The sequence below is a fragment of the Acinetobacter piscicola genome (assembly GCF_002233755.1).
In the GTDB taxonomy this organism is placed as follows: Bacteria; Pseudomonadota; Gammaproteobacteria; order Pseudomonadales; family Moraxellaceae; genus Acinetobacter; species Acinetobacter piscicola.
This window is the reverse complement of sequence record NZ_NIFO01000001.1, coordinates 279,996-298,829: the sequence shown is the minus strand read 5'-3', so window position 1 is coordinate 298,829 and position 18,834 is coordinate 279,996. Positions and strand designations below refer to the sequence as shown.

Sequence of the window (18,834 nt, the reverse complement as noted above, 5' to 3'; positions counted from 1 at the left end):
TTAAAATTATCTCTTTATGCTACAAAGCTATGCATAGTTTAAAACCAATATTTGAGTACATGAAGTCCAATGAAAATCATGCCTAAACAACTATTAGGATTAGCAATTATTGCTGCACTGAGTCCTGCACTCGTTACTACCTCTTATGCACAGCTCCATTTGGAAATTGCCAAAGCACCTGAATCCGCACCCAAAATTGCGATTATTCCTTTCAGCAATGATCAATCAATTTATCCAGTGGTAGAACAGGATTTAAATCGCTCAGGTCGTTTTACCAGTGCATCACAAAATCTTCCTGCAACAGCATCTATTAACAATGTCAATGCAGAAGCATGGAAAGCTGCTGGTGTTCCTTATGTGGTCTTAGGTGAATCTAAAACCAATGCAGATGGTTCGCTTTCTGTTCATTATCAATTGTATGATGTTGAAAAACAAAAATTCTTACTCAATGAATTACTCAGCATTCCAGCCTCACGTGTTCGCTCTGCCGCACATATGATCAGTGATGCAATTTATCAAGCGTTGACGGGTATTCAAGGTGATTTCAGTGGTCGAATTGCTTATGTATTGCGTAATCCTGCAACGCCAGAACAGCGTTATACGCTACAAATTGCAGATACAGATGGAGAGCAACCAAAAACTGTTTTAAGTTCACGTGATCCAATTCTATCCCCTGCTTGGACACCAGATGCGAAAAAAATTGCATATGTTTCTTTTGAAACCAAACGTCCTGCGATTTATATACAAGATTTGGCAACAGGCCAACGTGAAAAATTAGCCAGTTTCCGTGGCTTAAACGGTGCACCAAGCTTCTCACCTGATGGCAAATCAATGCTATTTACTGCATCTATGCATGGTAATCCTGAAATTTATCAAATGGATTTAGAGTCGCGCCAAGTGAAGCGACTTACCAACGATAGCGCAATTGATACAGAAGCACGTTATTCACCAGATGGAAAATCATTTATTTTTACATCTGATCGTGGTGGCTCTGCGCAAATTTACCGTTATAGCTTTGCGGATGATTCAACTAAACGTTTAACTTTCCGTGGTGCATTTAATGCACGCGGAACGCTAAGTGCCGATGGTAAATATGTTGCATTGGTACATCGTCCGTCGGGTAGTAACTACAAAGTTGCGATTCAAGAAATTTCGACAGGAATTACCAATATCCTCACGCCAACCAGTTTAGATGAATCGCCAAGTTTCTCTCCAAATGGACAAATGGTGGTTTATGCAACACGTGAAGGAAGTCGTGGCTTATTGGCAATCATGTCTACAGATGGTCGTTTCCGTATGAATTTACCAAGTGAGCAAGGTGAAGTACGTGAACCCGCTTGGGCACCGAAGTAGCCCCTAAAACAATCATTTTTATGTGTATATAGTGTTAATTTAAGAAGTCATGGAGATTAAAATGAATTCGATAAAATATTTAGCTTTACCATTATTGGCTGTAAGCCTTGTAATGACAGGTTGTGCAAGTCGTAAGCCTGCTGCAACTGTTGAAACTGGGACCAATCCTAATGGTGCAACAACAGTGAATACCAATGGTTTAAGTGAAGATGCTGCTTTAAATGCTCAAAATTTAAATGGTGCTTCTTCTAAAGGTGTCACTGAAGCAAATAAAGCATTTTTAGCGAAACGTGTTGTTCATTTTGATTATGATAGCAGTGATCTTTCAAATGAAGATTATCAAACACTTCAAGCACATGCTCAATTCCTAATTGCCAATGCAAATTCTAAAGTTGCTTTAACTGGTCATACAGATGAGCGTGGTACGCGTGAGTACAACATGGCTTTGGGTGAACGTCGTGCGAAAGCGGTTGAAAGTTATTTAATTACCAATGGTGTTAAATCAACTCAGCTTGAAGCAGTAAGTTATGGCAAAGAAATGCCGATCAATGCTGGACATGATGAAGCGGCTTGGAAAGAAAATCGTCGTGTAGAAATTAACTACGAAGCTGTACCGCCATTATTAAAATAATGTCAAAGTAATATTTCTGGATCATTGATAAATGCTCAATTCAATTGGGCATTTATTTTGTGTTGAAAATAGTCAAAACAGTAACAACTTTGTTTAAAGCGACTCTCCTCATCTATTTCAACGCAGATTCAATTTTATTTTAAAAACTATTCCGCAAAAAAGTACTGTTTTATTTATAAGCACTTTTTAATTCGCTAAGCCTTTGATTCGTCAGGCTTGTGACTTTGCATAGATTCAATCATATCGTGCTTATTGAATTCTTTGAATTCGGGTTTTGCTTCGTAATCTTTCCATGCATCTTTCACATTTTCAGCACTAATTTCTTTTAAATCAATGCCTTCATTTTCGGTTGGAGTCGCATCAAACTTTGCCGTTGTCATGTTAGTACTCCTTATTTCCTTTGCTTATAAATTTAACATAACACTTTATAAAATACTTTCAAGGGTATTTTCACGACAAATAACACAGGATAATTTTTATTTTCTGTCGAACTCATCTAAAATAGTCGCATTCTTTAATTTGATAGAATTTTATTGCTTTTGGAGCACAACTGATATGTCATATCGCACCCTATCCCAATATTTAGAACAACAACAAGGGAACTTAACAGCTGAACTTGCTGATGTTATTGAAACGATTGCCAATACATGTAAAACCATTGATCAGGCTTTGCAAAAAGGTGCTTTAGCAGGTGTATTAGGCAGCGCACAAAACGAAAATGTTCAAGGCGAAGAACAAAAGAAACTGGATGTTATTTCAAATGATTATTTAATCGACGCTTTAAAAATCAATAAAAACGTTGGCGGTTTAGCATCAGAAGAACTTGATGACTTCACGCCTGCTCAAGAAAATGGTAAATATCTTGTGTTGTTTGACCCGCTTGATGGTTCGAGCAATATCGATATCAATATGTGTGTGGGTACGATTTTCTCTATTCTTCCTGCAAAAAATGCTGTGACGCAAACTGAAGATTTCATGCAAGCAGGCACTCAACAAGTTGCAGCAGGCTATGTGCTTTATGGTCCATCTACAATGATGGCTTTAACTGTTGGCGCTGGCACAGTATTTTTTACATTTGACCCAGAAACTAAACAATTTTTGCTCACTTCTGAAAATATTCAAGTCGCAGCAGATACTAAAGAATATGCAATTAATTCATCAAATGAACGTCACTGGGAAGCACCAGTAAAACGCTATATTGGTGAATTACAAGCAGGTAAAACTTCTGTACGTGAAAAAGACTTTAATATGCGTTGGGTTGCATGTATGGTGGGCGATATTCACCGTATCCTTTGCCGTAGTGGTATTTTCTTATATCCATACGATACAAAAGATCCCCAAAAAGCAGGTCGTCTACGCTTAATGTACGAAGCAAATCCAATGAGTATGCTTATGGAACAAGCAGGTGGTTCTTCAACTACAGGGCGTGTTCGTATCATGGACATTCAACCGACTGAATTGCATCAACGTGTTCCTGTTGTGATTGGTTCTAAAAACGAAGTTGAATTGGTTACAAGCTACCATAACTAATTAATTCATACTCGTTACTCCCTACTCTCTAATTTAGAGGGAGTACATCATTGAGGGGTTGTCGCATTTTGCACAACCCCGACTTACTTTTTATGGATGCACTCCCATGCCTACTATTTTCCTAGAATCAAAAGACAATCCTAAAATTAAACACTTACGTGGTTTGATTGAACAAAATACTTATCGCAAAAAGCAAGGGCAAACCGTACTAGAAGGTACACATCTCAGCCTTGCTTGGCTTGAAAAAGGTCGTAAAATCAATTCAATTTTTACCACTGAACATGCTTTAGACCATGAAGATCTTGGTGAGATTATTGATCAATATCAAGGTGCTGTTTTTGTTATTAGTGAATCTTTATATAAAGATTTAAGCACTCTAGGTACAACGCTTGCCTGCTTAGCCATTGTTGATCTTCCAAGTTCAACTCAAGCACTGAACTTCAACGAAGACACTTTGATTTTAGAAAATGTTCAAGACCCAGGCAATGTTGGCACATTATTACGCTCAGCAGCAGCAGCAGGAATTGAACAAGTGGTCTGTACCAAAGGTTCTGCATCGCTTTGGTCACCTCGTGTGTTACGTGCAGGTATGGGTGCTCATTTTTCACTACAAACCTATGAAAATGTTGGACTTGAAGACATTATCAAACAGTTCAATATTCCTGTATATGTCACAAGCTCGCATGATGCGAAAAGCCTTTATTCGAAAAACTTGCGTAAACAATGCGTTTGGATTTTAGGTAATGAAGGTCAAGGTGTTTCAGACTTTGCATTGAAATATGCTGAATCTGTTGCCATTCCTCAACCAGGTGGTCAAGAGTCGCTCAATGTTGCAGTTGCAGGTTCAATTTGTTTCTTTGAAATGGTTCGTCAACGCCTATAACGTTAAATTATTTTAAATATTGCCCGTTATTGAAAAAAATCATTTAAACTGAAAAAAATAATTGATTTAAATGTCAACCCAAACCATTTTTTAAACGTTATATGTATACGAATTTAAAAAATGGTGGGTACCCAATGGCGGGATTTTCCATCTCTATGGACTTAGCACCCAAGAAGTCACAGGCTGAAACAGTAAGTGCTCAAACGAGTACGGCTGAACAGCGCCTGAGATTTTTTATGCGCGATGTAACAGGTCGTGCCTTGGTGATGATGGAAAGTGCAACTCAAGGGCACAATGGTATTGCTATGGATTTAGTACAGGAAGCTTTTATTTCCTTACATAAATCTTATTCAGAGAAATCGACTGAAGAATGGTATCCATTGTTTTACACCATTTTAAATAACAAGTTACAAGATTGGCGTCGTAAAGAAGCGAGACGCGCTTCCCCTTTTTCTTTATTTCGTAAAATTGATTTAGATGGCGACGATGATGAAGCAATGGACATTGTGGATGAATCGACTCCGAATCCACTACAATTTTTAGATCAAAATGTAACAGTTGAAGAAATACAAGAAGCCATTAGTCAGTTACCAACACGCCAACAACAGGCCTTTATGTTACGTGCTTGGGAAGGGTTTGATACCCAAACCACAGCGTCAATTATGAATTGTACAGAAGGTAGCGTAAAAACCCATTATCACAGGGCGATTCAAGGATTGAGAGCTTCGCTATCACATCTAAATCCATATGGAGGTTCATCGAATGAATAATGATGATTTCACCAAACAAGTGACATCTAAGCTTGATGGGCTGGCGCATAATCATCGCAATAAAGCAGTTGTGATGAATAATGTGTTAGATCATATTGAGAATAAGCCTACATCTCGTTATGGTGCCTGGAAAATGACTGGTTTTGCACTCGCTGCTGCCATCACTGGCTTTGTGGTCATTCCGAATGCATTTGATGTATCAAATGAACCACACAATCAGCAACAAGTTATTGTTAGTCCTAAGCTTTCACCGCAAATGATGGAAGATTTAGACATGTTATCTGTATTTGGTGAGGATAAAAATTCCCATGGTAGCTAGAAAATTAGCTTTGGCTTTTTGTGCTATTGGTTTTCTACAAACGAGTTTTGCTGGCTTTGAACGTTTTTGGATTTTTTCCAAAGATGCGAATAGTCAAGTCAATGAAACATGGGATAATTTATCTGAGGATGAACAGAAAGCCCTCATTAAACGCTATCAAAATTTAAAAGAAATGCCTGCTGATCAAAATAATAATTTGCAACAGCGCATGGATTGGTTTACTCAACTTCCTGAACAAGATAAACAAAAAATGCGCGAAGTTTGGCAACAAATGAGCACAACTGAACGTAATGAATTGCGTAAAAAAATGCAGAAAGCATCGACTTCTGATCAACGCAATGAAATTCGTGAAGAATATATGCAGAAATATCAAGCCACTACTGTAACTTCTCATTAAGTGAGTATGAATATTTTATAAAAGCCTCATTTGAGGCTTTTTTATGTGATGTAACAACATAAGTACATTAAAAATAACCTGAGCTCGGAATAAGATCTATTCCCAACTATATGATACACGGAAACGTCAGTCGCATTGTTCGAGGCCGGACTACATCTGTAATATACTTTTTTTGCAATATATTAGGTACTTGCTAGTATCTGTCGAGTTGGCGACTGACAAATGGTTTTGCCTACTTTTCCCGAAAGAAAAGTAGGTCGAACCTGAACAAGATTGAAATATATTTCAAGCGAAGTGCAAGACGAAGTGGGTTAATCCTTACATCTGACTTCAAATGATAAGACTCCGCTGTACCTGATCAATCTTTTCAATAACTTACATCAGAGTTTATCCCGAACTGACGTTAAAAATAATATCTTTTTGATTTTACTGCATTCTTTTATTTAGCTTATTTAAACTTTCTGCTACATTTTGTCATTAAGACTGATCCTATTACTATTTTTGGACACGATAATGAATATAAAATTTGTCATTCAACTCAGTATTTTCTGCATTCCAAGCACGTATAGCTTCGCTTTGGGTTTAAATCACTCTCCTATTCAACAAATTACACTTTACCCGACTTCGGCAAAAATTGAGCGAACCATTCCCGTACAAACAGGTGAGCAATTAGTCACACTGACTGGACTGGCGGCAAATTTTGATATTAATCAATTGCAATATCAGAGTAGTAATATTGAAGTTAATGCAGTTTCACATACAGATAGTGCCATCGATAAACCCGCAGGCAATGAATCTACACAGCTTCGAAACCAAATCGAGGCATTGAAAAAGAAAATCTCTGAGCAAAACTCTATAATCCAAGCTGCTGAATTACAAAATAAATTCCTCGGTAATGTGACACAAGGTTCTGCACCTAAAGTTCGCCAAGATGCTTATGTCGCATTTATTGCAATCGACCAAGCAAAAATTGAAAAAGAAAAATTAGAACAACGTTTAGAAGAACTGGAACAAGATTTGAATGCTATTGGGGACAGTGATTTTAACCAACGCACACTTAAATTTTATGTCAATGCCAAGCAACAGGGCGAGATCAAGATTAGTTATATGATACCGTATGCACGTTGGCAGCCAACTTATAAAGCAGAGTTAAATACCCAAACTAAACAACTTAAACTCACTCGTATGGCGATGATTGCGCAGAAAACTGGGGAAGATTGGAATAATGTGAAATTGACATTATCGACATCAACACCTCAAAGTTATGTACAGCAGATTCAACCTCAGCAGTGGTGGGTAAATTATTATGAACCTGAAATACATCCAGTTTTTGCACCTGCTCCTGCCCCTATCGCAATGGCTGAACTAGCAATGGATAGTGCATCTGCAAAAACCAGAAGCCCTGCTCGAAATAATGGCCCTAGCTTTCCTCAGTTTCAAGCATCGGATTTAAATTTTAGCACAGAGTTCCGCTCAGAAACCAAAGCCTCTATTCCGAGTAGTCAACAACAAATTTTCTTACCTTTAAGTGCTGAACAATACCCTGCTAAACTTTCAGTTTGGGTACTTCCAAAACAAAGTACGCAAGCAACCATTAATGCAGAAATTGCAAAACTCGATAGTAGCTGGCCTTCAGGTATTGTTAAACTCTATCGTGATGGTGATTATATTGGACAAAGGACATGGAACAATAGTGCAGATGAAGCCTTGCAAATGAGCTTTGGTACCGATGAACAAATTCAAGTGAATGTCACAGATTTAACAGATAAAAAGAATCCTGTTCGTTCACGTTCTGAAACCATTCAAAAACAGCAATATTCAGTTCAAAACTTACACAGTTATCCAATTCAAGTGACGGTTTTTGAATCTGAACCACAAAGCCAAAATGGTAAATTAACCACTCAATCTACGTATAGTTTAGCGCCTAGCGCAACGACTTGGAATGGGCAGCCAAATATCAATCAATGGCAAATGAGTTTAGAGCCTAAACAGACCTTTAAGTTAGATGTACAACATCAATTTAAATACCCAACCAAAGGTTATACTTCTGGCTTTTAAATGATGAGTTGCAAAGAGATTCTTGCAAATGCATTAATGAATAAATACGATGCTCTACTAAAAAGCCATCAATCATGATGGCTTTTTTTTAATTAAAATCACCTTCTCTTTCAGGTTGATACAACACTTTCTCAATTTTAACTTTCATCATATGACCATCTGGCTGTGGCCATTCAATCTCTTGCCCTTCTGCAAGCCCAAGAATTGCAGCACCAATCGGTGCAATCACATTCACCTGTCCTTTTTCACCATGAAAATCGTGTGGATATACCAGCTGGACTTCCGTCATCTCTTCTGATGGCGCAAGAGTAATTAAGACTTTTGCATTCATACTCACGACATTCGCAGGCATTTGATTCGGCTTCACAACGTCCGCTCTTGCCAGTTCATCTTCTAAATGCTTCATGGTATCTGTGAGTTTAACTTGATGTTCCAACATGGTTTCTAAACGATTTAAATCTTGTTCTGAAATAATAATATTGGGTTTATTCATGTCTCTTATTCCTATGATCTTTCACATCATTTTTACTACAATAGCATGATTTGAAATAGCTACTTTCTCTTTTGAATCGGTATTTTACAATGTGCTTAATTTTATTGTCTTTCCAGTCCCAATAAAAAAGCCCCCTTGAAAGGGGGCCTTTCTCAAGTTAATGCTTATGAAGCATAAACTGGGAATTTAGCACATACCGCTTCTACTTTCGCTTTTACAGTATTAATTACAGCCTCATCACCTTTAGAGTCAAGGATATCTGCAATCCAACCTGCAAGGTCACGAACTTCAGTTTCACCGAAACCACGTGTCGTCACAGCAGGTGTACCAATACGGATACCTGAAGTTACGAATGGAGAACGCGGATCATTAGGTACAGAGTTTTTATTCACAGTGATGTGAGCATCGCCTAACCAAGCATCTGCTTCTTTACCCGTAATGTCTTGCTTAATTAAAGACAATAGGAATAAATGGTTTTCTGTACCACCAGAAACAACATCATAACCACGTGCGATTAATACTTCAGCCATCGCTTTAGCATTCACAACCACTTGTTTTTGATAATCTTTATATTCAGGAGCCATTGCTTCTTTAAAGCAGATTGCTTTTGCAGCAATCGCATGCACTAATGGACCACCTTGGTTACCAGGGAATACAGCAGATTGAAGTTTTTTCTCAATTTCTTCATTTGCTTTTGCAAGGATTAAACCAGAACGTGGGCCACGTAATGTTTTATGTGTCGTCGTTGTGGTTACGTCAGCAATTTGTACTGGACTTGGATAAACACCCGCAGCAACTAAACCTGCAACATGTGCCATATCTACAAATAAGTAAGCGCCCACTTTATCCGCGATTTCACGGAAACGCTGCCAATCTACGATTTGGCTGTACGCAGAGAAACCAGCAACGATCATACGTGGCTTATGCTCTACTGCTAAACGTTCTACTTCTTCGTAATCGATTTCGCCAGTTTCAGGGTTTAAACCGTATTGAATTGCATTATACGTTTTACCAGAGAAGCTTACTTTAGCACCATGTGTCAAGTGACCACCATGTGCCAAGCTCATACCTAATACAGTATCACCTGGGTTAAGAAGGGCTAAATAAACCGCAGAATTCGCTTGAGAACCTGCATGTGGCTGAACGTTAGCATAATCAGCACCAAATAATTCTTTAGCACGATCAATTGCCAATTGCTCGATCACATCTACATATTCACAACCGCCGTAATAGCGTTTGCCTGGATACCCTTCTGCATATTTGTTAGTAAGTTTTGACCCTTGCGCTTCCATGACAGCAGGAGAGCAATAATTTTCAGATGCAATTAACTCAATATGCGCTTCTTGACGAGCATCTTCGTTTTGAATTGCTTGAGCTAATTCAGGATCAAATTCAGAAATAGAGATATTGGCGAACATTAGCGAGGTCCTATGAATTAGGGCTTTTAAGCCGTGCTAAGATTGCGCACATTGTAGCATGAAGTTTGTAATTAAACAGAATGAACTTTACTCAGTTTAAAATAAAAATAGCTCATGTTTTCAAAACATGAGCTATTCAAATGAGAAGTCATTTTCAGAACATTTGAAGCAATATTATTTAGCCATCATTTCATTGACATCAAAAACAATATTGTCAATATTCAAGGCATAAGCAGTTCCATGATCCCAAGTTGGATTGGTAATGTAATTCACTTGTGTTCCAAATGCTTTCGCAGTTCCCATTAACGCATCAGTCGCCACTTGAGGCACAGTAGTATCCGCCCCACCTTGATAAATCACGATTGGTGTTTTGACTTGTACTTGTAAAGGTTGTGAATCTTTTTCCAAGAATGTTTTTACAACAGGTAACGACATAAAGGTATCAGTGGTTCTTGGATAGTCTTTCAATGATCCATTCAGAGCCGCATATTGCCCCATAGCTCCACCAAACTGCTTACCTAAAATATCATAACAAACGCTTTCTGCATTTTTAGCAATTTGATCCGTTGGCGTTTTAAAGACTTGATTGTATTCAAGTGTCGGATTTTGATTGCGTAATCCCGCAGCAATTAAAGCGGTAAATGTATCTAAAGACGCATAAACTGGAATCTGCTTATCTGGTGTTGCATTTGCAACAGACGCTTGTCCTGCATTTAAAATTAGACTTAACTGCGATGCTGGAGCTACAGCTACCGTGCCTTTATAGTCTAAATTAGCGCGAGCTGCATACTGTGCTGCGCCTAAAGCGGCTTGACCACCTTGTGAATGACCTACTGTTACCCATTTCTTAGAAACTTTATTGCCTAACCAATTATGAGTAGCAACCACTGCATCTGTAATTGAATAACCTTCACTCTTTAAATTTAAGAATGGATGCAACTCTTTGCCTGTTGGTTCACCTAAACCTTCATAATCAGGAGCAACAACCACATAGCCTTCAGCCAAAAATTTAGAAATCATGCCTTTAACATAGTCATTCATTGCATTTCGGCTTGGCGCACATTGATCAGCTACACCAGTTGTACCATGTGCCCACACCACAATCGGCCAACCAGCCTTAGGTGCCGCAGTTTTCGGCGTAAATACCAATGAAGTTGCTTGGACTTCAGTGCCACTGATTCCTTTCATTTTATAAGTCATGACAACACTTTCAGCAGCTGCCGCAGAAAAATCTGTCAGTGCATAAGTTGTTGGTGTACCCACAACTGGGTTGGCAATATTATTTACATCTGCATTTGGTAAAGAAGAGGAACCGCCACCACCATCTCCTCCATTATCACATGCACTGAGAAGTAACCCCGAACTTATTATTAAAACCGTCAGTAAATTTTTTTTCATGTGACTTATCCTTAAACACAATTTTTAGAAATCTTGTATGCAAAACATGCTTCGCATATTTATTCATCAATACGTCAAAAAAATGTGTTAGGCAAGTCTTTTCATTGAAATTATTGAATAACTATTTCGATTTATAAGGCCCAATAAAAAGACATTTTCTTAATTCTATATGAATATTTTTAATGCTTTGATCTGTTAATCAAAACTAAAAAAACGCTCAGTTTACAATTACCCTTTTATAACTCTTTTTATATGGGTGATTTGAAAGTTTATATTACCCCTTTCTACTCATTCATCTAATATTTGAAAATGGATAAGATCAAATATTGAAACTTAAAAAAGGAATATAGAGTAAGTAAGCAAAAGACTAGAAATCAGCCAAAATCATGTGAAATATTGATTTTGAATTGTATTCAAAGCACAAAAAAGCTAGTGTTATTGGGGTTTACCCTTTTGCACTGATTTTGGAGCAATGCATGCAAGCAATCATATTAGATACCGAAACACATAATTTAAATGGTTTACCCATTGAAATTGCTTATGCGCCAGTCGAAATTCATCAAGGTAAATTGAGTTTAGATCGTGAACTTATTTTTGATCAACTTTATAGTATTGGTGATGAAAAAATTTCATATGCTTCGATGGCTGTACATCACATTTTAGAATCTGATCTAGTGGGTCAACCAAATTTTTCAGAGTTTAAACTTCCTCAAGATACCACTTATATTATTGGTCATAATATTGATTATGATATCCGTGCAATTCAACAATGTGGTGTAGATACAACGCATATCAAAGCGATTTGCACCTTAGCATTGGCACGTTTGGTTTGGCCAAATGCTGAAGCACATAATATTTCTGCGCTGATTTATATGATTAGTAAAGGCAGTGAAAAAGCACGAGACATGTTAAAAGGCGCACACCGTGCCGATGCGGATATTATTTTAACTGCGAATATTTTAATGCATATTATTTATCAATTGAAAATTCAAACGATTGAAGAACTGTTTGAAGCTTCAGAAGACGCGCGTATCCCACGTAGCATTAATTTTGGTAAACATCGTGGTACAGCAATTGTAGATTTACCTGCCGATTATATTCAATGGCTACTTCGCCAAGAAGACTTAGACCCTTATCTACGCAAAGCCTTAGAAAACGCGAAGTAAATCACAAAACAACCCTTTGATTTGTAATAAAATAGTCATGTTAGTGTAATTTTCACGCTTTATCCTAAAGCCAATTTATTAAGGGGAATAGATTGGCTCATGGATCATTACGTTAAGACTGATTTAGGCATCCAAGCCTTAAAACAACGTTCATTTCAACTGAATGCTCGTCAAAGACAATTGCTGTTACTCATTGGTACAGATGATTTTCGAATATTGAATAGTGCAATGAAACAGCGCTTAGCGACACCTGAAATTGTGCAGCAATTGGAACAATTGGGTTTAATTATTCCGAACCAACTCTCCCCAAATCACACCATTGAAAATATGCTAAACAATAACAATCAAGTTGTTTTAGATCAGCAAGTTGTATATTCAAAAAATACACATAGCGTTGTAGAAAATGAATGTAAAGAGAATAAACAGCCAAATAAAAATAATGAATTCACAGATCATTCGATTATTCATCAGCAAAAAGAAAGTGAATCAGCTGCACCCCAACCCATACAAAATAAAAATCTATCTCAAATTAATGACACACTTCTAAATTTTGAAGAAGTAAAACAGACCATGATGGGTTTATTAAAATTACATTGCGGATTAATGGCAAAACAATTGATTTTAAAAATTCAACACGCCCAATCTGTGCGCGAAATTAAACTCTGTCAAATGCAATGGATTACAGCTTTACAGGAAACTCGCATCCCACGTGATGAATTAAACCTCAACATGCAACAAATAAATCGTTCTTTACAACACATGTGTATTTCATAACTGTTTGAAAAAATAATTTAGCTAAAAATTGATTGTGAATCAGTTATAAATTTTTGAATAACTTAAATTATTAAATATCAATATTTTATATAGTGTTAAATATTATTCTACTCATACTTTTTTGCTGAATCCACGATGAATGAGGCGCGTAAAAAGCGCATTGAATGCTTAATTATCCAACACGCTTTGCAATTTAATTTAAAAGTTAAGAGCTGTTAATTTACTTCTTCGATAATACGATAAATACTGTCACTGCTTTTACTTTCAAAAAGCAATTCAATATTCGGTAAAATTTTCTCACCTTCTATCACAATGTGATCAATACGTTGAAATAATGAATAAGACTCATCATCATGTTCTTGCAGTTTATTTAACCATGCTAAAGCATTAAGTTCATTACTGTATTGATCCTTGACCTTCACTGTAATCATTTCAGACATTTTTCATACCCTCCATTTCGTACACTACTTCTTATATCACGCTATTGGATTGAAGTACTTTTGGAGATGTTAAATTTTATGGCATTGTTAAATTACATTAATACGGCTTCGATATTAGCGCTAAATTGATTCTAAAAATTTGTATAAGTTTGATCTAATTTACATTATTGATTGACTGAATGTTACAAATGAAAAAACTCGCATTTCTGCGAGTTTTTTAATGTTGGATAGCTAGTGCCTATTTTTTATTTGAACAACTGTTGCAAATTCAATAAGCTGTCATTGATCTGTCCAACTACTTCGTAGCGTCTTAACGACCTACTGTAGTTTTAATATAGTGTGATTTATTTTTCAGTGCAAGATGCTTTTACATTATTCAACTTTTTTATAGCAATTATTGCATTGATAAATCTAGCAATAGGTAGATAATAATGTCGCGATACAAAATCAATTTAAAAGCGAATCACTTATTAAAATATAAACTCATTTTTTATAAAATTTTTCTTTATTTATAGTAATTTATTTTACATCTAAAAAATATATTCTAAATATATTAATTCAAATATGTGACTTTCTTAATCTAAAAAGACAAGATCTTCTCTTGTACTTTTTAAATACACCTCTGGTGAACGATATAAACCTGAAATTACGGCAACTTCTTTCGCATTTAATACATTTTCATAAAGCTTTCTTGCAAAATTATCCGCTCCTGTGGTCACCAATATACTTTTTATACTTTGATTTGTATTTGTTAAATGAACCTGAACATCTCTGAGAGATTCAACAATGAATTTTTTACTTAATCCCAAGCCTTGAAAATCTTTATGCATCGCAATCTGATCTAACTCTAAGATAACCTCGGTTCTAAACCCTGACTTTTGTGCCCAAAAAATGTACCCAACGATCATTTCACTTTCTATTATTACATAACAAAAAAATCGTGGATAAGCAGCAAGCGTAGATCCTATCCATTGATGAGATTCTATTTGCCGAATAAATGCTTGCTGATGAATCATAGCTATACTATTTACATCATCTAAAGTTGCTTTTCTAACTAAGGCTCTCATTTTCAGTACTCCGATCAATGTAGCGTCGTAGTTTAACAATTTATAGAGAAATTAAGGAAAATGACTTAGTTCCATATTTCCTTTTCTGCCACAAAAGAAAACCCGCTCAAAGCGGGTTTTAATATTTCTAGGGTTAAGTAAAAAATTCTTTCAACCCAATCTTATTTAAGAATCTGGCTTGACTATCATGGTTCGGAAACTCAAATCGTCTCACTAAGTCTCCACCAAGAAAAATTCGAACAAACTCTCCATTTTCATCGACTTCAATTAAACGAATTTGATCTGTATTGATTACGGTATTGGCAATTTGAATTAGCATAGTACCCCCAAAAGTAAAATAGCCTTTTAAAATATCAATCTATCAGTAAGCTATTTTATAATCAATCACTTCAAATCTGCTTTTATTTTGACCTACCCCTTTCTTGAATCTGCACTTTAAGTCTATGTTAGCTAATTGACCAAAAACTAATAATTTAGAGGTATTTATCGCAAAAAACTTAAATAGCATTTTTATTTCACCTATAAAAATGCTTAAAATAAAGCCACTTCATTCTACAAAATCCAACATTTGTTCAAATATAAACCGAGTAAAGGCTATTCATTCAATGTTTATTAAATAAAACTTAACGAATTAAATTTGCATATTAATTAAATCTACTAATGTATATTAATAAGCAATATAAAAGCAAAAATGCCAAATGTTTTATATAAATGATAATATTATTTAACTACTTTACCATTACATCTCTAATAAATATTAAAATAGACAAGACTTCAAGCCATGGCACTTTGGCCAATATAAAGTAAACCAAATTAAATGCTCCATGTACCTATAAGCGCCACTAACACACTAAATATTATTATTTATTCATTTAGATAATCTACATTATTTTATTAGTTAAAAACAAATTTCTTATTTATATATAAATCTACTTTTAGTTACTTTAAAAATGTTTTATATTTTAAAAATAAATTGATATTATATAAAATATTAAACAATAGAATGATCCAAAAATCTTTTTATTACACAAGTTATAATCAATATGGTTTTAAAATTTGTCTCTAATAAAAGAAAACATAAATGGCAGGCTAACTGAATGAATGACATTAAATTTAAAAACTTTGAAGAAGCTTGCTGCGCTGTTCTGACGTTTTTAAATCAACGATTTGGTTTTAGATTATGGATGATCACACGCACTGAAGGCGATGACTGGATAATACTTCAAACCAAAGATCAAGGTTACAATATCGAACCAGGTCAAGTATTTCCATGGGCAGATACTTTATGTTCACAAATGGTGCAAGGAAAAGCGCCTAGAATTGCGCCGAGATCGCAAGATATTCCTGAATATGCAAATGCGGCAGTCAATAAGCTCGCAGACATTAAGGCATATATTGGTCAGCCACTTACAAATGAAGATGGTTCTTTATTTGGCACACTTTGCGCTATCGACCCTCAACCGCAACCAGAAGAATTAGTCAAAGAAGAAGGCTTGATTAGCTTATTGGGTCAAATGTTAAGTTTTATTTTACAAGGTGAATTGAGAGAAATTGAGCATATACGCCAAGGCGAACGTTTCAAAGAAGAAGCATTGACTGATTCTATGACAGGGTTATTCAACCGCAGAGGCTGGGATAAATTACTGACCTTAGAAGAAGAACGCTGTAAATTTTACGGACACCCTGCTGCTATTATCATGATTGATCTCAATGATTTAAAATCGATCAATGACAATTTAGGACATATCGCTGGAGATGAACTCATTCAAAAAACTGCCACTACTTTATCAAAATGTGTGCGTAGCAATGATATCGTTGCTCGTTTAGGTGGGGATGAATTTTCTGTATTAAGTATTGAAAATAACCTGATTAATGCAACTGGCTTGGTAAATAGAATTCTTAAAGCATTTGCTGAAGTAAATATCAGTGCAGCGATTGGCGTTGCTATGCGTAATCCAACTTACGGACTTTTAACGGCAATGCATGAAGCTGATAAGAAAATGTATCAACATAAAAGAATGGTAAAATCTCAGAAATATAAAGTTTAATATTTTCCGTGAATCATCGACTTAAGTAAAAAAGTTGTACATACATTTTAAATAGGCTGAAAGTTGGTTGATTCCCAACTCATACAAAAACTTAAAATATTGATATTTAAAATAAATAAAAATAATTTTCCACACATTATTTTAAAGATCAATCCAATGAACTTTAAATCATGGGATGAGAAAAATCAAAAGTGTTCAGAAGTTAGAAATAAAAAATGGATTTTTAGAAAATTTCAAATGGTTGGTTTTGTTAAAAATAATAGCACTTCCAGCGGGTTCTTCAGAAAGCTTTAACTTTTCTTATTCTTCCTCATTAGAAATTGCAAAGAGACTGGATTGATAGAAAACAAAACGTCTTATTCTGATGCACCCTTGTTTATCCACAGTTTAAAATTTGAATTTGCGACCATAGAATTTTATCATTATTTTGAATATTGCACATAATGTGCATAGATAAGATTTTTGAAATTAAGGATAAAAGATGAGTGACTATATAAGTATAAATCAAAATGCTTGGAATTTAAAAACAAATGCGCATATCAAGAGCGAGTTTTATGACAACATTTCCTTTCTAAAAGGAAGAAACACGCTAAACCCAATAGAATTGGGTATTTTAGGAGATATTTCAGGCAAATCCATATTACACTTACAATGCCATTTCGGACAAGATTCTATGTCATTGGCTCAACTTGGAGCTAATGTTACAGCTGTAGATTTTTCAGAAAAAGCCATTCAAAAGGCAAAAGAGTTTAATGATGAGCTAGGTTTAAATGTAGACTTTATTTGCTCCAATATTTATGAATTACCTAGTATTTTAGACAAAAAATACGATTACGTATTTACGAGTTATGGGGTTATAGGATGGTTAGAAAATTTAGATTTATGGGCCAATGTGATATCCAATTTTTTAAAAATTGGGGGTAAATTTGTGATTATTGAATTTCATCCAGTCATATGGATGTTTGATGATGAAGTTAAAAACATAACTTATAGCTACTTCAAAAATGACCCTATAAAAGAAACATCTACTGGCTCTTATGCCGATAAATCAGCAGAGATAAGCTATCAAGCAATCACTTGGAATCATAGCCTTAGTGAAATATTTACAAGTTTAATCAATCAAGGAATAAATATTCTCGAATTCAAAGAATATGATTACTCATCATATAACTGTTTTAATAATATGATTAAGGAGAATGAAAAGTACAGGATTGAACATTTTGGCAAAAATTTACCATTGATGTTTTCAATAGTCGGTGAAAAAAACCAAAACCGTTAGATTAAAATTAAGATGCATTCTGCAATATTAAGAACATAAAATTTCTTTAGAAAAATACAATCATATTTCAACATTGCTCATATTGCCTAGAACCTTGGGAATACTATTCTTGGAAATACTATTAAAGGATCATAAATGGAGTATAAGTCGAAGGAATTGATACAGAATTATTTTTCGCGAAATGGGTTGTTAACGATAAATGAATATTCCCGCTTAATGTCAGAGCAAAAATAGCCCCGATCACTACAGCTATAATTTTAAAAAGCCATGGTAAGCTTTTAATTGAAATCGGATCGTTCAAGGTATTTTCCCTAAATTTTTGACAATAAAAAAACCATCTAAAGACGGTTTGTAAAAAAATTATTGATCTATTTTCTTCTGGTGTTTCATTCTCAACTCTGTAAACGCTGACAGGCAGCGCGATATTATATTTCCAAATGTATGAATAAAAACCTGAACTTAATACTTCAAAGTTACATTGCCTACCACGTTGGATATGCATTTCTGTAAAAATGGAATTTAGAATCTATATCTAAGTGGTTGAGAAAACGACCAGAAACCACAAAAATGACAGGAAGACCCCGAAAAATTTAACGGAGTTTATTCTTTTTAATCTATGGATAAAAATTGAATTACGCCAATCCAACACCAAAATACACTTAAATTGTTGATTTTATTAAAAATAATGGTACGCCCAGCGGGACTCGAACCCACTCCACAGGCTTCGGAAACCTGCACTCTATCCAGTTAAGCTATGGGCGCTTAAATCGAGATGGCACATCATACCAAAAAATTGGATCAGGTAAAGCA

Annotated in this window: 19 protein-coding genes and 1 tRNA gene; 12 read left to right on the top strand and 8 right to left on the bottom strand. The window is 35.4% G+C overall.

The genetic code is table 11. The features are described from left to right. Positions 1–69: 69 nt before the first annotated feature. Entirely contained in the window at positions 70–1,353 is a 1,284-nt protein-coding gene (gene tolB / locus CDA10_RS06320) for a Tol-Pal system beta propeller repeat protein TolB (RefSeq protein ID WP_089604767.1), read from the top strand. 61 nt (positions 1,354–1,414) lie between these two features. Then, the gene (pal, locus tag CDA10_RS06315; protein ID WP_089604766.1) at positions 1,415–1,984 is read left to right on the top strand and encodes a peptidoglycan-associated lipoprotein Pal; all 570 of its coding nucleotides are present in this window, start codon (positions 1,415–1,417) and stop codon (positions 1,982–1,984) included. Between the two features lie 194 nt (positions 1,985–2,178). On the opposite strand, the gene CDA10_RS06310 is transcribed toward pal, so the two are convergent. Continuing rightward, a complete protein-coding gene (locus tag CDA10_RS06310; RefSeq protein ID WP_089604765.1) occupies positions 2,179–2,364 on the bottom strand; it encodes an NF038105 family protein in 186 nt (61 codons plus the stop codon). A 175-nt stretch (positions 2,365–2,539) separates the two neighbouring features. Here CDA10_RS06310 and CDA10_RS06305 point away from each other — a divergent pair, with 175 nt between their 5' ends. From CDA10_RS06305 to CDA10_RS06280, 6 genes are all read left to right on the top strand, one after another. Next, positions 2,540–3,514, top strand: a complete 975-nt coding sequence (locus CDA10_RS06305) for a class 1 fructose-bisphosphatase (RefSeq protein WP_089604764.1) — start codon at positions 2,540–2,542, stop codon at positions 3,512–3,514. Positions 3,515–3,620: 106 nt separating this feature from the next. Beyond that, entirely contained in the window at positions 3,621–4,397 is a 777-nt protein-coding gene (locus tag CDA10_RS06300) for a TrmH family RNA methyltransferase (RefSeq protein WP_089604763.1), read from the top strand. A gap of 155 nt (positions 4,398–4,552) precedes the next feature. Next, positions 4,553–5,167, top strand: a complete 615-nt coding sequence (locus CDA10_RS06295) for an RNA polymerase sigma factor (protein WP_167374957.1) — start codon at positions 4,553–4,555, stop codon at positions 5,165–5,167. Next, on the top strand, positions 5,160–5,486 hold the full coding sequence (locus tag CDA10_RS06290) for a hypothetical protein (RefSeq protein WP_089604762.1): 327 nt from the start codon (positions 5,160–5,162) through the stop codon (positions 5,484–5,486). The genes CDA10_RS06295 and CDA10_RS06290 overlap by 8 nt, the downstream gene beginning before the upstream one ends. Further along, on the top strand, positions 5,476–5,883 hold the full coding sequence (locus CDA10_RS06285) for a DUF3106 domain-containing protein (RefSeq protein ID WP_089604761.1): 408 nt from the start codon (positions 5,476–5,478) through the stop codon (positions 5,881–5,883). The genes CDA10_RS06290 and CDA10_RS06285 overlap by 11 nt, the downstream gene beginning before the upstream one ends. 513 nt (positions 5,884–6,396) lie before the next feature. Further along, positions 6,397–7,941, top strand: a complete 1,545-nt coding sequence (locus CDA10_RS06280) for a DUF4139 domain-containing protein (protein ID WP_089604760.1) — start codon at positions 6,397–6,399, stop codon at positions 7,939–7,941. An 88-nt stretch (positions 7,942–8,029) separates the two neighbouring features. Here CDA10_RS06280 and rnk read toward each other — a convergent pair whose 3' ends face one another. The 3 genes from rnk to CDA10_RS06265 form a co-directional block, all read right to left on the bottom strand. Then, entirely contained in the window at positions 8,030–8,434 is a 405-nt protein-coding gene (gene rnk, locus CDA10_RS06275; protein WP_089604759.1) for a nucleoside diphosphate kinase regulator, read from the bottom strand. A 164-nt stretch (positions 8,435–8,598) separates the two neighbouring features. Beyond that, positions 8,599–9,852 (bottom strand): serine hydroxymethyltransferase, encoded by a 1,254-nt coding sequence (glyA, locus tag CDA10_RS06270; protein WP_089604758.1) that lies wholly within the window; start codon positions 9,850–9,852, stop codon positions 8,599–8,601. Positions 9,853–10,026: 174 nt separating this feature from the next. After that, the gene (locus CDA10_RS06265) at positions 10,027–11,250 is read right to left on the bottom strand and encodes an alpha/beta hydrolase family protein (RefSeq protein ID WP_089604757.1); all 1,224 of its coding nucleotides are present in this window, start codon (positions 11,248–11,250) and stop codon (positions 10,027–10,029) included. Positions 11,251–11,726: 476 nt separating this feature from the next. Between CDA10_RS06265 and CDA10_RS06260 the strand changes: the two genes are divergently transcribed. Both CDA10_RS06260 and CDA10_RS06255 read left to right on the top strand, forming a co-directional pair. Next, positions 11,727–12,416 carry a putative quorum-sensing-regulated virulence factor gene (locus CDA10_RS06260; RefSeq protein ID WP_089604756.1) on the top strand — a complete coding sequence of 230 codons (690 nt, stop codon included), beginning with the start codon at positions 11,727–11,729 and terminating at the stop codon, positions 12,414–12,416. 99 nt (positions 12,417–12,515) lie between these two features. Continuing rightward, entirely contained in the window at positions 12,516–13,190 is a 675-nt protein-coding gene (locus CDA10_RS06255) for a hypothetical protein (RefSeq protein ID WP_089604755.1), read from the top strand. Positions 13,191–13,405: 215 nt separating this feature from the next. Here the strand turns inward: CDA10_RS06255 and CDA10_RS06250 are convergent, their stop codons facing one another. From CDA10_RS06250 to CDA10_RS06240, 3 genes are all read right to left on the bottom strand, one after another. Beyond that, positions 13,406–13,630, bottom strand: a complete 225-nt coding sequence (locus tag CDA10_RS06250) for a hypothetical protein (protein ID WP_089604754.1) — start codon at positions 13,628–13,630, stop codon at positions 13,406–13,408. A gap of 575 nt (positions 13,631–14,205) precedes the next feature. Next, positions 14,206–14,697: a GNAT family N-acetyltransferase gene (locus CDA10_RS06245; protein ID WP_089604753.1), complete on the bottom strand. Its 492-nt coding sequence runs from the start codon at positions 14,695–14,697 to the stop codon at positions 14,206–14,208. A gap of 133 nt (positions 14,698–14,830) precedes the next feature. Then, a complete protein-coding gene (locus tag CDA10_RS06240) occupies positions 14,831–15,016 on the bottom strand; it encodes a hypothetical protein (RefSeq protein ID WP_089604752.1) in 186 nt (61 codons plus the stop codon). Positions 15,017–15,794: 778 nt separating this feature from the next. Between CDA10_RS06240 and CDA10_RS06235 the strand changes: the two genes are divergently transcribed. Further along, positions 15,795–16,745, top strand: a complete 951-nt coding sequence (locus tag CDA10_RS06235) for a sensor domain-containing diguanylate cyclase (RefSeq protein ID WP_089604751.1) — start codon at positions 15,795–15,797, stop codon at positions 16,743–16,745. A gap of 481 nt (positions 16,746–17,226) precedes the next feature. Further along, on the top strand, positions 17,227–18,024 hold the full coding sequence (locus CDA10_RS06225) for a class I SAM-dependent methyltransferase (protein ID WP_089604749.1): 798 nt from the start codon (positions 17,227–17,229) through the stop codon (positions 18,022–18,024). A gap of 686 nt (positions 18,025–18,710) precedes the next feature. On the opposite strand, the gene CDA10_RS06215 is transcribed toward CDA10_RS06225, so the two are convergent. Further along, positions 18,711–18,786: transfer RNA gene (locus tag CDA10_RS06215), tRNA-Arg, on the bottom strand. Positions 18,787–18,834 lie beyond the last annotated feature (48 nt).

Excerpts from the sequence above, each read along its gene's own strand:
- tolB (WP_089604767.1), top strand. The coding sequence starts at position 70 with ATGAAAATCATGCCTAAACAACTATTAGGATTAGCAATTATTGCTGCA.
- pal (WP_089604766.1), top strand. The coding sequence starts at position 1,415 with ATGAATTCGATAAAATATTTAGCTTTACCATTATTGGCTGTAAGCCTT.
- CDA10_RS06310 (WP_089604765.1), bottom strand. The coding sequence starts at position 2,364 with ATGACAACGGCAAAGTTTGATGCGACTCCAACCGAAAATGAAGGCATT.
- CDA10_RS06305 (WP_089604764.1), top strand. The coding sequence starts at position 2,540 with ATGTCATATCGCACCCTATCCCAATATTTAGAACAACAACAAGGGAAC.
- CDA10_RS06300 (WP_089604763.1), top strand. The coding sequence starts at position 3,621 with ATGCCTACTATTTTCCTAGAATCAAAAGACAATCCTAAAATTAAACAC.
- CDA10_RS06295 (WP_167374957.1), top strand. The coding sequence starts at position 4,553 with ATGGACTTAGCACCCAAGAAGTCACAGGCTGAAACAGTAAGTGCTCAA.
- CDA10_RS06290 (WP_089604762.1), top strand. The coding sequence starts at position 5,160 with ATGAATAATGATGATTTCACCAAACAAGTGACATCTAAGCTTGATGGG.
- CDA10_RS06285 (WP_089604761.1), top strand. The coding sequence starts at position 5,476 with ATGGTAGCTAGAAAATTAGCTTTGGCTTTTTGTGCTATTGGTTTTCTA.
- CDA10_RS06280 (WP_089604760.1), top strand. The coding sequence starts at position 6,397 with ATGAATATAAAATTTGTCATTCAACTCAGTATTTTCTGCATTCCAAGC.
- rnk (WP_089604759.1), bottom strand. The coding sequence starts at position 8,434 with ATGAATAAACCCAATATTATTATTTCAGAACAAGATTTAAATCGTTTA.
- glyA (WP_089604758.1), bottom strand. The coding sequence starts at position 9,852 with ATGTTCGCCAATATCTCTATTTCTGAATTTGATCCTGAATTAGCTCAA.
- CDA10_RS06265 (WP_089604757.1), bottom strand. The coding sequence starts at position 11,250 with ATGAAAAAAAATTTACTGACGGTTTTAATAATAAGTTCGGGGTTACTT.
- CDA10_RS06260 (WP_089604756.1), top strand. The coding sequence starts at position 11,727 with ATGCAAGCAATCATATTAGATACCGAAACACATAATTTAAATGGTTTA.
- CDA10_RS06255 (WP_089604755.1), top strand. The coding sequence starts at position 12,516 with ATGGATCATTACGTTAAGACTGATTTAGGCATCCAAGCCTTAAAACAA.
- CDA10_RS06250 (WP_089604754.1), bottom strand. The coding sequence starts at position 13,630 with ATGTCTGAAATGATTACAGTGAAGGTCAAGGATCAATACAGTAATGAA.
- CDA10_RS06245 (WP_089604753.1), bottom strand. The coding sequence starts at position 14,697 with ATGAGAGCCTTAGTTAGAAAAGCAACTTTAGATGATGTAAATAGTATA.
- CDA10_RS06240 (WP_089604752.1), bottom strand. The coding sequence starts at position 15,016 with ATGCTAATTCAAATTGCCAATACCGTAATCAATACAGATCAAATTCGT.
- CDA10_RS06235 (WP_089604751.1), top strand. The coding sequence starts at position 15,795 with ATGAATGACATTAAATTTAAAAACTTTGAAGAAGCTTGCTGCGCTGTT.
- CDA10_RS06225 (WP_089604749.1), top strand. The coding sequence starts at position 17,227 with ATGAGTGACTATATAAGTATAAATCAAAATGCTTGGAATTTAAAAACA.